The sequence below is a fragment of the Mycobacterium sp. SMC-4 genome (genome assembly GCF_050205565.1).
Lineage (GTDB): Bacteria > Actinomycetota > Actinomycetes > Mycobacteriales > Mycobacteriaceae > Mycobacterium.
The window spans coordinates 36205-49488 of sequence record NZ_JBNMQU010000003.1 but is presented as its reverse complement, the minus strand read 5'-3'; the positions used below and the strand labels follow the sequence as shown (position 1 = coordinate 49488).

The window sequence follows — 13284 nt, the reverse complement described above, 5'->3', positions numbered from 1 at the left end:
CTCTAGAACCGCCACCACGGGTCGAATGTCGACCCGGGCTGAACCCGCGCGCCGGGCATCGGCACCGTGATCCGAATCTTCTCGGTGTCGGCGGCGGCGACCAGCCGCTCAGCGGGTTCGGCCCACGGGTGCGGCGACAGCCGGAACGTCGCCCAATGGATCGGCACCATCACGCCGAAGTCCCGGTCGGTCAAGTCCAGGTGGGCGCGCACCGCCTCTTCCGGATTCATGTGGATGTCGGCGAACGCAGGGTGGTAGGCGCCGATCGGCAGCAGCGTCAGGTCGAACGGGCCGTATTCGGCGCCGATCTCGGCGAAGCTCCTCGTGTATCCGGTGTCCCCGCCGAAGTAGGCGCGGTGGCGGGGACCGGCCACCACCCAGGACGCCCACAGGGTGGTGTCGCGGCTGAAAAGCCGGCCGGAGAAGTGCCGTGCCGGTGTACAGGTCAAGGTCAGGCCGTCGATGCGGTGGGATTCGTTCCAGTCCAGTTCGACGATCCGGGCCTCCGGGACGCCCCACTTGCGCAGATGCACGCCGATACCCAGCGGCACCACGAACGGCGCGCGCTGCGTCTTGGTCAGCGCGACGACGGTGTCGATGTCGAGGTGGTCGTAGTGGTCGTGGCTGATCAGCACCGCGTCCAACGCCGGCAGCGCTTCCAACGACACCGGGACCTCATGCAGCCGCTGGGGGCCGACCGTGCGCGACGGCGAGCACCGCCGGCTCCACACCGGGTCGGCCAGCACCCGATAGCCGTCGACATCGATCAGGACGCTGGAGTGTCCGTACCAGCTCGCGGCGATGCCGTCCTGGTCGGACTCCGTGGTGGACGGACTGACCAGCGGGATCGGGCCCGCGGGTTTACCGGTCGACCCGGCGTTGGCCATATCCCGCAGCAACATGCGCTGCATGTCGCGATTCATCGTGATCCCCGACGGTGGCTCCAGGTTGGAGAACTTGCCCTCGCGGTAGTGCGGCGAACGGCGGGCCACCGGTGCGATCTCGGCCGGCGTGGCGCCCAGCGAGGCAGGAGTGCCCTGCAACGCCCGCAGAACCCATCCCCCGGCCAACGCCGAGGCTGTCCCGAATCCGAGCCGCAGCGCGGTGTGTATCTCCATCAAGCTCCTTGGAACCTCGGCGGGCGTTTCTCGATGCGCGCCACCTGCGCCTCGATGATGTCCGAGCTGGCCCAGGCGCGGTCGAAGAGTTCCTGGTGGATCGGCCGGGGCTCCTCGTAGGCGCCGTCGTCGTTGAGGACGCGCTTGGCATGCTGCAGCGCCAACGGCGCGTACCCGGCGATCTCCTGCGCCCAGGCCTGCGCATCAGCCAGCGTGCCGATCCTGTTCGCCATCCCGGTCTGCAGGGCGACCTCGGATGTCAGACGTTCGGCCGCCAACAGCATCCCCCGGGCGCGGCCCGCACCCACCAACGAGGTCAAACGGCGGATGCTCCAATTGTCCAGAGCGATACCGTATTTGGCGACCGGGAACTGGAAATAGGCCTCGGGTGCGACGACGCGCAGATCGCAGATCATCGCCAGGATCACCCCCGCGCCGATGGCCGGGCCGTTGATGGCGCCGATCACCGGAATCGGCGCGGAGTCGATCGCCAGGTTGAGCGCCCTGGCCTTTTCCGGCAGTTCGTCGGCGACGCCCTGGCCGCCGGACAGGTCCGCTCCTGAACTGAAGACGTGGCCCTGGCCGGTGATCACGATCGCACGGACGTCTTCGGCGGTGGCCTGCTCGATCGCCTCCCGCAGTCCGTCGACGAGTTCGGCGTTCAGCGCGTTGCGTCGCTCGGGTCGTTGCAGTTCCAGGGTCAGCACGTGGCCGTCTCGGGTCACTCCGATCATGGGTCCACACTATTAGCCTTTTCGTGTGAGTCGGATCCGTGCCCTGGCGCTGCGCGACGCCGTCCTCGATGAGGACTCGTTCATCTCCTGGGATGGCCCCCCGCTGGAGGTGGCGACTTCGGACGACTACCGGCGAGAACTGGCCGATGCGACCGCCGCGACCGGCCTCGACGAGTCCGTCATCACCGGCGAAGGACGTATCTTCGGCCGTCGCGTGGCGGTGGTGGTCTGCGAGTTCGACTTCCTGGCCGGATCGATCGGGGTGGCCGCAGCAGAGCGCATCATCGCCGCCGTGCACCGCGCCACCGCCGAGAGGCTGCCGCTCCTGGCGTCGCCGAGCTCGGGCGGCACGCGCATGCAGGAGGGCACGGTCGCGTTCCTGCAGATGGTCAAGATCGCCGCCGCAGTGGAGCTGCACAAACGGTCCCATCTGCCCTACCTGGTGTATCTGCGGCACCCGACCACCGGCGGGGTGTTCGCGTCGTGGGGGTCGCTGGGCCACGTCACCGCCGCCGAGCCCGGCGCGCTGATCGGGTTCCTCGGACCGCGGGTCTACGAACATCTGTACGGGGAGCCGTTTCCGTCGGATGTACAGACCGCGGAGAACCTGGAGCGGCACGGTGTGATCGACGCGGTGGTTCCGCTCGAGCTGCTGCGGGCCACTCTGGACCGGGCGCTGAAGGTGGTCTGGGACGAACCCGGTGCCGCGCCCTCGGAGCCGACCTTCGGGCCCTTACCTGACGCCGGGGCGTGGGAATCGGTGGAGGTGTCGCGCCGGCCCGACCGGCCCGGGGTCAGCTATCTGCTGCGGCACGGCTCGACCGAGCGGGTGCTGCTGTCGGGTACCGGGCAAGGCGAGGCGGCGACCATGCTGCTGGCGTTGGCCCGCTTCGGCGGGCAGCCGGCGGTCGTGCTCGGACAGCAGCGCGTGGTAGGCGGGCTGGTCGGTCCGGCGGCGCTGCGCGAGGCCCGCCGCGGGATGGCGCTGGCCGCCAGCCTGCAGCTGCCGCTGGTCCTGGTGATCGACACCGCGGGGCCGGCGCTGTCGACCGAAGCCGAAGAGGGTGGGCTGGCCGGGGAGATCGCCCGGTGCCTGGCCGACCTCGTCACGCTGGACACGCCGACGGTGTCGGTGTTGCTGGGGCAGGGCAGCGGCGGGCCGGCCCTGGCGATGGTGCCCGCCGATCGGGTGCTGGCGGCGCTGCACGGCTGGCTGGCGCCGCTACCGCCCGAGGGTGCCAGCGCCATCGTCTACCGTGACGTCGTCCATGCGCCGGAACTTGCTGCAGCACAGGGCATTCGGTCGATCGACCTGCTGCGGCACGGCATCGTCGATGTCGTGGTGCCCGAGGAACCCGACGCGGCCGACGAGCCGCGAGCCTTCACCCAACGGCTCTCGGACACGATCGCCGCGGAGTTGCACCGGCTCAGGGCCGCCTCCGCCGAGGACCGGCTGACTGCCCGGCTGGAGCGCTACCGCCGCATCGGGTTGCCCTGATCCGCCGAAATTGCATTCCACGCGCGTCAACTGGCGACTTGACGCGCGTGGAATGCAATTTCGGCGAACTCAGGGCGTGAGAAACAACGCGACGCCACCGAGAACCAGCTGCGCCACGGCTGCGCCGAGCGCGATCAGGGCAGCCGGTTGGTTCCGGGCCACCCGCCACACCGACACCGCGATGGTCGCGAACAGCAACACCAGCCCGGCATAGATCAAACCACGTACCGAGCCCGCGGTGAGGAATAACGTTGCACGCCAACAGAAGCCTTGCAACAGCAGGAACAGCACCGTCCCGCCGAAATCCTTCAGCCGCTTGGTGTCCGTGTCATCTGTCATCTGTCGCCTGGCCTCTGTCATACCTCGATCGGTGGGTGTAGCCGGTCCATGGTGTACTGGCGGTTCCGCCGAGCGGCCCACGCACTGGCCGCCAGCGACACCACCAGCACGCCGGTCAACACGGCGATCGCTGTCCACAACCGCGCATCGATGCCACCGACGATGAGGTGCCGAAGACCGTTGACCGCGTAGGTCATCGGGTCGAATGGGTGGATGATCTGGAACGGCTTGGCGGTCGTCTCGACCGGATAGATCCCACCCGCCGACACCAGCTGCAGCATCAGGAAGGCCAGGGTGACCACACGGCCGATGGCCTCGCCGAACAACGCGTTGAACGCCTGGATCAACGCCAGGAACGTGCCTGCCACCAGAATCAGGAACCCGACAGTGGCCAACGGGTATTTGGCTTGGAGCCCGACACCGAAGTGGACAACGGCGTACATCACAACGACCTGGCACACCGCGATCAGCAGTCCGGGCCAGTAGGACGCCAACACGACACGCACAGCACCCAGGCCGGCCATGACCGGTCGTGAACGCAGAGGCTTCAACAGCATCCAGATGATCAACGCGCCGATGAACAGAGCCAACGGCAGGAAGAACGGGGCGAAGCCGGTGCCGAACGTCGCGGCGGGGTTCTCGGTGACCAGATCCAGGCCCACCGGCGCCGCGAGCGTCCGCGCCACCTCCGTGCGTTGCTGTGGAGACCAGTCGGGAACCAGTGTGGAGCCCTGACGCAGCCGCGTGGCCAGCTCCTGGCCGCCGGCCTCCAGCCGCTGCGTCCCATCTGCCAGTTCTGCTGCGCCGTCGGCGATCCGGTCACCGCCTGCGTTGAGTTGCCGTAACCCGTCGTCGAGCTGATGCGCCCCTGTGTTGAGTTCGTCGACACCGTCGCGCAACTGTGCCACGTCCGCGCGCAGGCCGCCGTTGATCGCGTTGGTGAGAAAGACGCGCAGCTGACTGTTCGGATCGCCGAGTTCGTTTTCCAGACGAGCAGCGCTGTCACGCAGCCTGATCAGGCCGTCGTCGGTGGCCGGATCGATGCCTTCGGCCCGCAGCAACCGTTGGGCGCCGGCCAGTGCGCGGCCGGCGTCGCGGATGGTCGGGTCGGGATTGTTCTCCAGGAACGCGACCGCCTGGTCGATGACGGCGGCCGCTTGAGCGCTGTTGATGTTGAGCGCGGCGATGCGGTCGGTGGTCGAACGCACGGCGCCGCTGAGATGCTGCGCGGTGACGGCGACGTCGTCGGGATTGATGTTGAGTTCACCGACGCGGTCCAGCACGTCGAGCAGCGGGCCCGTCGCCTTGTCCACGGCACCGGACAACTGTTGGGTGCCCGCGGCCAGCTGCGCCGAACCCGACTGCGCGGTCCGTAATCCCGCGGACAGTGCTGTTGCGCCGGTGGACAGTTGGTGCGCACCGTCGTTGGCGGTGGTCAACCCGGAGGCCAACTGCTGGGCGCCGTCGGCGGCCTGATCGAGCCCCTGACCGGCGTCGGTGAGACCTGAGACGACGGTGCCGATGGCGCGCTCGCCCACCTCGGCGTTGATCTGGTTGAGAATCTCGCGAGCGGCGTTCTGCCCGATGATCGAGGCCAGGTAGTTGTTGGCCTCGTTGAAGGTGAAGCGCAGCTGTGCCTGTTCGGGATCCGGGCCCGACGGGGACGCGATACGCTCCGAGAAATTCTCCGGCAGCGTGATCGAGAAGTAGTACCGCCCGTCGGCCACTCCGGCCGCTGCGTCCTGGGCTGACATCTCGGTCAGATTCAGCTGACCAGAGTCCCGCAGTGCAGTGGCCACCTCGTCCCCGGCCCGCACCGACTGCCCCTGAGCCTGTATGCCGCGGTCCTGGTTGACCAACGCGACCGGGATCTTGTCGATCTCCGCGAACGGGTTCCAGAACGCCCACAGGTACATCGCCCCGTACAGCAACGGCATCAGGATGATGGTGACCACTGCGACGCGGGGCATGACCCCGCGGGCGTAACTCTTCAGATCGGTCCCCACGGGCAAACCAGCGACCACGGCTATACACCTGCTTCCCTGTCGAGGTGGCGGTGCACCACGAGTTGTCCTGGCACTCCGTTGACGCTGGCCGCGACGACGGTCTGGGTCTCCCCCAACTCGACGAGCCGTTCCACCAGCAGGTCACGCTGGGAGTTGTCGGCGACCTGTTCGAGCGTGCCCACCACCAGCAGCGGTGGCCGGGCGGTGTTGGCCAACGCAATGCGAAGCAACAGGTTCTCGAGTTCAGACAGCCCGTCGACGTACTGATCGAGGCCCGGCAGGGGCAACGCGCCGAACACCGGGCCGAGGACCCGATCGCGATCGGCTTTGCCGGCGCGACGAATCATCCTGTACCACGGCGAATTCCACCGCAGTTGCTCGGCCAGGACGTCACCGACGGTGACGTCCTCGTCGAGATCGTCGACGTCGTCGATACCGGCGACGGCTGACCGGGCGAAGATGTCGGCGGCGCGCGTCTTACCGAAGACCGTCAGCTGCCCCGACGTGGGTCGCATCCGGCCGGCGAGGGTGAGCAGCAAGGCCGCGCTGGCCAGGCCGGGAGGGCACACCAGCACGGTGACACCGGGCTGGTCGACATCGAGGTCTACGGGTCCGTAGACCGGACCGTGCGGCCCGCGCACGGCGAGCGTGCGGGCCCTGATGGCGGGTTCACCAGCGACCGTCGAGTCAGTCACCCGGCCATCCCATCACATCGGGGGCGGGAGTACAGGGGTGTCGACGTGGACTCAAGTGTGACGTCCACGCCCGACCGAGATGCCACCATGAACCATGGCCGACATCCGTCCGTTCACGATCTCCGTCCCCGACGCCGACCTCACCGACCTGCGCGACCGCTTGAAGCGCACGCGATGGCCCGACGCCGAATGCGTGGACGACTGGAGCCAAGGCATCCCGCTGGCCTACACCCGTGAACTCGTCGACTACTGGGCCGACGAATACGACTGGCGCGCAAGGGAAGAAAGGCTCAACCGGTTCGACCAGTTCACCACCGACATCGACGGCCTGCCCATCCACTTCATTCATCAGCGGTCGGCCCGCGAACACGCCTTCCCGCTGCTCATCACGCACGGCTGGCCCGGATCGGTGGTCGAGTTCTGCAAGGTGATCACGCCGCTGACCGAGGCGGGTTTCGACGTGGTGTGCCCGTCGCTGCCCGGATACGGCTTCTCCGGCAAGCCTGCGACCACGGGTTGGGGCATCGAGCGCATCGCGACCGCGTGGGACGAACTCATGGTCCGGCTCGGCTACCGGCGCTACGGTGCGCAGGGCGGTGACTGGGGTGCCGCGGTGACCACGCAGATCGGCCGCAACCAAGGCCACTGCGTGGCCATCCACACCAACATGCCGTTGGGTCGACGGCCCGACGATCTCGGCGAACCGACCGAAGAGGAACGCGCCGCACTCGAACGGCTGACCTACTACCAGCGTTGGGACTCCGGCTATTCCAAGCAGCAGTCGACCCGCCCCCAGACTCTCGGCTACGCGCTCACCGATTCCCCTGTGGGCCAACTGGCCTGGATCGTCGAGAAGTTCTGGTCCTGGATGGACTGCGACGGGCACCCCGAGAATGTCTTGAGCAAGGACGAGTTGCTCGACAACGTGATGCTGTACTGGGTGACGGCCTCAGGCGCGTCGTCGGCACGCCTGTACTGGGAGAGCTTCGGCAGTTTCGGCGGCGGTGAACCGGTGCGGCTTCCCACCGGGGTGGCCGCGTTCCCCCGTGAGATCCTGCGCTCACCGCGGCACTGGTGCGAAGCCAACTACAACATCACCCGCTGGACGACGATGCCCCGCGGCGGGCACTTCGCGGCATTCGAGCAGCCGGAGCTGTTCGTCGAGGACGTTGCCGAATTCTTCGGGGGCTTCGCCAACTGACGGATCAGCCGATGAGGTCTTCATAGCGGTACTCGGTCGGGATCGACGCACCGTTCGCCTCATCCTCGCGACGCCGCAGGTCGACACGACGGATCTTGCCGGAGATGGTCTTCGGCAGCTCGCAGAACTCCACGCGACGGATCTTCAGGTACGGCGCCAGATGATCTCGGCTGTACTCCAGGATCGAACGGGCCGTCTCCTCATCGGCAGGCCACCCGTGCGCCAGCGATACATATGCCTTCGGCACCGCGAGGCGGGTCGCGTCGGGTTGGGGCACCACCGCAGCCTCCACCACCGCGGGATGCTCGATGAGGACGCTCTCCAGCTCGAACGGCGACACCTTGTAGTCCGACGACTTGAACACATCGTCGGTACGTCCGATGTAGGTGATGTAACCGTCAGCGTCGCGCACCGCGACGTCGCCGGTGTGGTAGCAGCCGTCGCGCATCACCAAGGCGTTGCGCTTGCCGTCGTCGAGGTAACCGTTCATCAAATTGACCGGCTGCGCACTCAGATCCAGGCAGATCTCGCCCTCATCTCCCGCCTGACCGGTGACCGGGTCGATCAACACCACGGGCACCCCCGGCATCGGACGTCCCATCGATCCGGGCTTGACCGGCTGACCCGGCGTGTTGCCGATCTGCAGCGTCGTCTCCGTCTGCCCGAAGCCGTCACGGATGGTCAATCCCCAGGCGCGCTCGACCTTGGCGATCACATCGGGGTTCAGCGGCTCACCGGCGCCGAGGATCTCACGCAGACGCGGCGGACGGTCGCCGAGGTCGGCCTGGATGAGCATGCGCCACACCGTCGGGGGCGCGCAGAACGTGCTGACCTGGGCGCGCCGCAACTGCTCGAGCAGCGCCGCCGCGTCGAAGCGCGCGTAGTTGTAGACGAAGATCGTGGCCTCGGCGATCCATGGGGCGAAGAAGCAACTCCACGCGTGCTTGGCCCATCCCGGCGAGCTGATCGCCAGGTGGACGTCGCCGGGTCGCACGCCGATCCACGCCATCGTGGTCAGATGCCCGACCGGGTAGCTCACCTGCGAATGCTCGACAAGTTTGGGCTTGCTCGTGGTCCCGGAGGTGAAATAGATCAGCAGCGGGTCCGCCGTGCTGGTCCGCGGCTCGAACGGTCCGGCCGATTCGACCTCGGCCGCCTGGGAGTACGGCTGCCAGCCCGGCACCGGCGCTCCGACCGCGATACCGGTGAACTCCTCGGTGAGTGCGTCGAACTTCACCGCGTCAGACGAGTTCGCGATGACGAAACGAGCCCGGCCGCGGCTGATGCGGTCCGCCACGTCGGCGGGCCCCAACGCGCACGTGGTCGGCATGATGACGGCGCCGAGTTTGGCCACCGCCAGCATCGACTCCCACAACTCGATCTGGTTGCCGAGCATGAGGATCACCCGGTCACCGGCTCGGACACCGACGCGTCGCAGCCAGGTGGCCAGCTGGTCGGAGCGACGAGCCAGATCGGCGAACGACGCCTTGGTATCTGTGCCGTCTTCCTCCACGATCCACAGGGCGGTGCGGTCGTTGCGGTATTCGACGGAGCCATCGGACCAGCATTGACCTGCGATCACATCGAACCAATCGGTCGCCCAGTTGAAGGTGCCGGCGATCTTCGGCCACTCGAACGTCGCGACGGCCTTGTCGTAGTCGCCGATCATGTCGACCAGCTGATCGCGCGCAGCACGATACTGCTCGGTATTCGTCGTCACGCTCTCTAGGATCGAGGTCACAGTCGCCTGTCCACTACCCCCGGAAGAGGGTATGCACGATGCCGAGGCCGTCGTCGTTGCTGCGACCGCGTGATTCCGATGCGGTCCGGGCGGCGCTGCGCGAAATCGCCGAACTCGGCGAGGTACCCGTGTTGTTCGGCGGGGAAGTCCAAGACGACACCCTGCTGCTGACGGAGTTCGTGGGCACCCGGACGCGGAGCCTGCGCGGGTTGGCGGTGCAGTCGCGGTACGGCCTCGGTGGAGCCAGCATGGCGGCCGGGCGACCCCTGTCGGTGGCCGACTACCGCAACGCGGCCTCGATCACGCACGACTACGACGAGCCGGTGCTGTCCGAAGGAATCGGCTCGGTGCTCGCGGTGCCCGTCCTGGTCGACGGGCAGACCCGAGCCATGCTCTACGGCGCCTACCGCGACAACGCCCCCTTCGGCAGTCGCACCGCCCGGCGCATGCTCGCCACCGCTCGCTCGCTCGGCGAGGAGCTCAAGATCCGCGACGAGGTTGATCGGCGACTACGACTGCGCGAGGCCCACAGCCCCACCGATGCGGCCCGCCACGGACCGGACACCGAACAGATCCGCCAGGTGTACGCCCAGCTGCGCCATCTGGCGGCAGCGTCGCCGGCACCGTTGCAGCACCAACTGCGCTCGATGGCCGACCGGCTGGCCCAGGCCCTGACCGGAGTCCCCGAGGACGCAGTGGCGCTGACCGCGCGCGAGATCGATGTGCTGGCCCAGGTGGCACTGGGCTGCACGAACAGCGAGGCCGCAGAACGACTTTCGCTGAAAACCGAGACCGTCAAAGCCTACTTGCGCAGTGCGGCCGGCAAACTCGGCACCTCGACGCGATTCGAGTCGGTGTCCAAGGCCCGCGCCGCGGGCCTCATCCCCTGATCCGACAGCCGCAGAGCACCCTGATCGCCCTAAAGCAGGACGGGCGACGTGAACGTCTGCACCGTCGTCACGTACTCGTCACCGTCGCGCTGGGTGAGCGTCACATACGGTGTGCCGTCGGGTCCGAACGCCACGGGACTGATGGTTTCGCCGGGCGCCAGGTCCACGTCGACGACCTGCGTCGCGCCCCCAGGTCCGAGGGCCCACACCCCGGCGTCGGCACCAGAGAGGGTCGCATAGGCCGTGCCGTCCGGACCGAACGCCAGCGGCGCCAGGTAGGTGTGGCCGTCGACCTGCTGAGGCACCAGCGGACCCGTGACATCCAAACTGGCGACCGTGGCACCGTTCGCATCGAACGCCAGGAAGTGGTGGGTGAACGTGGCCGCCTCCACCGTGACGAGGTATCCGGTGCCGTCCGGACCGAACTGCAGCGCATCGTAATTCGGCCGCAGCGGCGATCCGGTGAGCGCCGGCGTCACGGTGTCGGTGGCCAGCGCCAGCACAGCCTGGCCTGCCACCCTGCCTTCGCTGTCGCGGTACTCGATCAGTTGGTACGCCGAGCCGTCGGGACCGTAACTCACGGCCCTCGAAATGACTGCCCCCTCGGGCAGCTCGACCGTGCGGTCGATGGCGCCGTCCGGGTCGATCACCGCAAGGTAGGTGGTGCCGTCGGCGGTGTAGGCGACATAGCCGTTCTCCCCGATGTTCTCGTTGAGTCCGCGGTCCGCCGTCGCCCGCCCGACCGGCACGATCGTTCCCGGAATATCGACCGTCGCGACAAGCCCGCTGGGCCGGATGACCGCGACGCTGTCACGTCCGGCGGCCGAATTGCGCAGGGACACATAGACGGTGCCGCCAGGGCTCACCGTGAGGGTGTTCACCACCGAACCATCGAGGGGATCGGAGGTGTCGATCCCTCCCGCGGTGATCTTCGAGACGTACGACTGGCCGGTCGAGGCGTCGAACGTCGCCTGATAGACCCCGTCGGGTGCCGCTACCAGCGAACCCGCGGGGGCACCGGCGATGTCCCGCACCGTGCTCGACGTGCCGCTCAACGTGTACACGCGCGTCACGGTGTTGCCGAACGTCGTGCGAGCCGACACAAGATACCCGCGCCCGTCGGCCCCGATGACCACCTCCTGCGGCGGCAGGGTCCTCGACGGGAGCGACACCGTACGCCAATTACCCTGCGGCCCAATCGCGAGTAGCGACGGAGCACGGAACAAGGATCCGGCCCGCATGAGGTAGGCGCTGCCGTCCGGAGCCAGCGTGAGGGGGCCTCCCGACCTTCCGAGTTGATAGATCCGCATGCCATCGGTCACCGAGATCCGCACGAGCCGGTCGGAGGCAAGCCCGGAACCTGACGGGAACTGGCTGGTCTGCAGATACACGGTGCCGTCTTCGGCCACGTCGAGCGCCACGGACGGCTGACCGATCACTGTGCCGACGGTCTTCACCGTTCCGGAGCCGTCCACGATCGAGATCGTGGTCCTGTTCGAGGAGGTGCGGTAGGTGGCCAGGACGAGGCTGCCGTCCGGGCGGACCACTGGCAGCGTCTGCTCCACCGGCGCCCCGGTGATGTCGGCGGTGGTCTGGAGCACCTGCCCGTCTTCGTCGAGGATGCTGACCCTGGTCCGAGTGGGCAGGTTCGTGTCGGGGTCGACGTCGTAGGTGACCTGGTAGACAGTGCCGTCGGCCCCCACGACGACCGGCCCGGCCGCCCGCCCGGGGGTGGAGGCGCCGACTTCGATGGCCGGTGTGACGTCGACATCGATTGATACAGTTCGGATTCCGCCGTGGCCGTCGTCGACCGAGAAGGTCAGCGTGTCGGTCCTGGCGTCGGCGGGGGCACCCGGCTGGGCTGCGGCCTGACGGGCAGCGACGGTCGGTGTGTATACGAAGGTGCCGCCACCGGCGTGGACGAGCGTGCCCTTGTCGGTCGACATCGGCCCGCTGAACGTCAAGGTGTCCCGGTCGAGGTCGTTGGCGCTGACGGTGATCACAACGGCTCCGGTGCGCAGGTCACCGGAACCCGCGCGGGCGCGGGCACCGAACGGGGCCGAGTTCGTCGGCGAAATATCCAGCACCACTTGCTCTGTGGCGGCGTTTCCGGCGCTGTCGGTGATCGTGACGGTGAAGGTGTCGGTCTTGGCGTGGGTGTCGTCGGTGGCCGCCGCATGGCGTGCCGCCGAGGTGGGCGTGTAGACGAAGCGTCCGGAGGACAGCACGGTTACCCGGCCCTTGTCGGTGGTCGTCGACCCCGAGTAGGTCAACCGGTCCCCGTCGGGATCGGTGGCGCTGACACGGCCACTGATCGAGCCGGTGAAGAAGCCCGGGTTCGTCTTGGTCACGTCCCCGGGTTCCGGAGCGGCGTTCTCGCCGGCATCGAGCTGGCCGATCTGGCGCCGCGCGTATGCGAGAACGGCCCAGGCCAACGGAGATTCGGCCGGAGAGTCCGGACCCCTCGAACTCCACGGCGCCGTCAGCGGCGCGAAGACAGCCTTGACGAAGTCGGGCGCCGAGGGGCCCGCCGGCGTGTTCGCGCCGTCCGGCACCACCACGACATCGACTGTCACGGCCGGGTTTTCGGTGGCGACCGGACGATCCTGAGGCGCGGGAGCTTTCCGCTCGGGCACCTCTGACGCCTCGACCGCGACGGCGTTGTCGAGCTCGATCCGCTTGGCCCTGTCGCGCGCGGTGGATGCCCCCACGGCATCCGCCTTCTGGGCGGTGTCGGTGTTGCTGCTCGAACGCGTCCGCCGCGTCGGCGTCGATGCGGGCTCGTCGACGTCCGGAAGGGCGACGTCGGCGTTCGCGGAATCGGACTCGTCCCCGGAGACCGCATCGGTCTTCGTGTGCGCCCGGGCGGAGCGTCGCTCGGAGGCTTCGCCGCGGACGCGCTGGCTCGACTCGTCGGTGTCCGTTCCGGCACGCGTCGATGCGGTGTCGTCCGGCAGCGCTGCGGCCACACCGGGAGTCAGTCCCACCGCGGTGCCGATGCCCAGAGCAACGGCTAGCGCACCGACCCGACCCACATGCCTGCCCTGCGCCATGAATTGGCC

Annotated in this window: 10 protein-coding genes; 3 read left to right on the top strand and 7 right to left on the bottom strand. The window is 68.1% G+C overall.

The features are described from left to right. Positions 1–2: 2 nt before the first annotated feature. Both ACQI46_RS06980 and ACQI46_RS06975 read right to left on the bottom strand, forming a co-directional pair. Positions 3–1118 carry an MBL fold metallo-hydrolase gene (locus ACQI46_RS06980; protein ID WP_427093252.1) on the bottom strand — a complete coding sequence of 372 codons (1116 nt, stop codon included), beginning with the start codon at positions 1116–1118 and terminating at the stop codon, positions 3–5. Further along, entirely contained in the window at positions 1118–1852 is a 735-nt protein-coding gene (locus ACQI46_RS06975; RefSeq protein WP_427093251.1) for an enoyl-CoA hydratase, read from the bottom strand. The genes ACQI46_RS06980 and ACQI46_RS06975 overlap by 1 nt, the downstream gene beginning before the upstream one ends. Positions 1853–1877: 25 nt before the next feature. Between ACQI46_RS06975 and ACQI46_RS06970 the strand changes: the two genes are divergently transcribed. Beyond that, positions 1878–3350, top strand: a complete 1473-nt coding sequence (locus ACQI46_RS06970) for a carboxyl transferase domain-containing protein (RefSeq protein WP_427093250.1) — start codon at positions 1878–1880, stop codon at positions 3348–3350. 69 nt (positions 3351–3419) lie between these two features. Here ACQI46_RS06970 and ACQI46_RS06965 read toward each other — a convergent pair whose 3' ends face one another. Genes ACQI46_RS06965 through ACQI46_RS06955 form a run of 3 tightly spaced genes read right to left on the bottom strand, consistent with a single transcriptional unit; the run spans position 3420 to position 6390 of the window. Next, positions 3420–3689, bottom strand: coding sequence for a hypothetical protein (locus ACQI46_RS06965; RefSeq protein WP_427093249.1), 270 nt, complete (start codon positions 3687–3689; stop codon positions 3420–3422). A 17-nt stretch (positions 3690–3706) separates the two neighbouring features. Further along, entirely contained in the window at positions 3707–5713 is a 2007-nt protein-coding gene (locus ACQI46_RS06960) for a YhgE/Pip family protein (protein WP_427093248.1), read from the bottom strand. A gap of 2 nt (positions 5714–5715) precedes the next feature. Then, positions 5716–6390: a hypothetical protein gene (locus ACQI46_RS06955; protein ID WP_427093247.1), complete on the bottom strand. Its 675-nt coding sequence runs from the start codon at positions 6388–6390 to the stop codon at positions 5716–5718. A 94-nt stretch (positions 6391–6484) separates the two neighbouring features. Here ACQI46_RS06955 and ACQI46_RS06950 point away from each other — a divergent pair, with 94 nt between their 5' ends. Beyond that, positions 6485–7591, top strand: a complete 1107-nt coding sequence (locus ACQI46_RS06950) for an epoxide hydrolase family protein (RefSeq protein ID WP_427093246.1) — start codon at positions 6485–6487, stop codon at positions 7589–7591. A gap of 4 nt (positions 7592–7595) precedes the next feature. Here the strand turns inward: ACQI46_RS06950 and ACQI46_RS06945 are convergent, their stop codons facing one another. Next, entirely contained in the window at positions 7596–9311 is a 1716-nt protein-coding gene (locus ACQI46_RS06945) for an AMP-binding protein (RefSeq protein ID WP_427093245.1), read from the bottom strand. A gap of 59 nt (positions 9312–9370) precedes the next feature. Here ACQI46_RS06945 and ACQI46_RS06940 point away from each other — a divergent pair, with 59 nt between their 5' ends. Continuing rightward, positions 9371–10222, top strand: coding sequence for a LuxR C-terminal-related transcriptional regulator (locus ACQI46_RS06940; RefSeq protein ID WP_427093244.1), 852 nt, complete (start codon positions 9371–9373; stop codon positions 10220–10222). A gap of 29 nt (positions 10223–10251) precedes the next feature. Here the strand turns inward: ACQI46_RS06940 and ACQI46_RS06935 are convergent, their stop codons facing one another. Further along, on the bottom strand, positions 10252–13275 hold the full coding sequence (locus ACQI46_RS06935; protein ID WP_427093243.1) for an Ig-like domain-containing protein: 3024 nt from the start codon (positions 13273–13275) through the stop codon (positions 10252–10254). Between the last annotated feature and the right edge of the window lie 9 nt (positions 13276–13284).

Bases quoted from the DNA above. Each gene is read 5' to 3' on its own strand.
- ACQI46_RS06940 (WP_427093244.1), top strand. From the start codon at position 9,371: ATGCCGAGGCCGTCGTCGTTGCTGCGACCGCGTGATTCCGATGCGGTC.
- ACQI46_RS06975 (WP_427093251.1), bottom strand. From the start codon at position 1,852: ATGATCGGAGTGACCCGAGACGGCCACGTGCTGACCCTGGAACTGCAA.
- ACQI46_RS06950 (WP_427093246.1), top strand. From the start codon at position 6,485: ATGGCCGACATCCGTCCGTTCACGATCTCCGTCCCCGACGCCGACCTC.
- ACQI46_RS06980 (WP_427093252.1), bottom strand. From the start codon at position 1,118: ATGGAGATACACACCGCGCTGCGGCTCGGATTCGGGACAGCCTCGGCG.
- ACQI46_RS06935 (WP_427093243.1), bottom strand. From the start codon at position 13,275: ATGGCGCAGGGCAGGCATGTGGGTCGGGTCGGTGCGCTAGCCGTTGCT.
- ACQI46_RS06965 (WP_427093249.1), bottom strand. From the start codon at position 3,689: ATGACAGATGACACGGACACCAAGCGGCTGAAGGATTTCGGCGGGACG.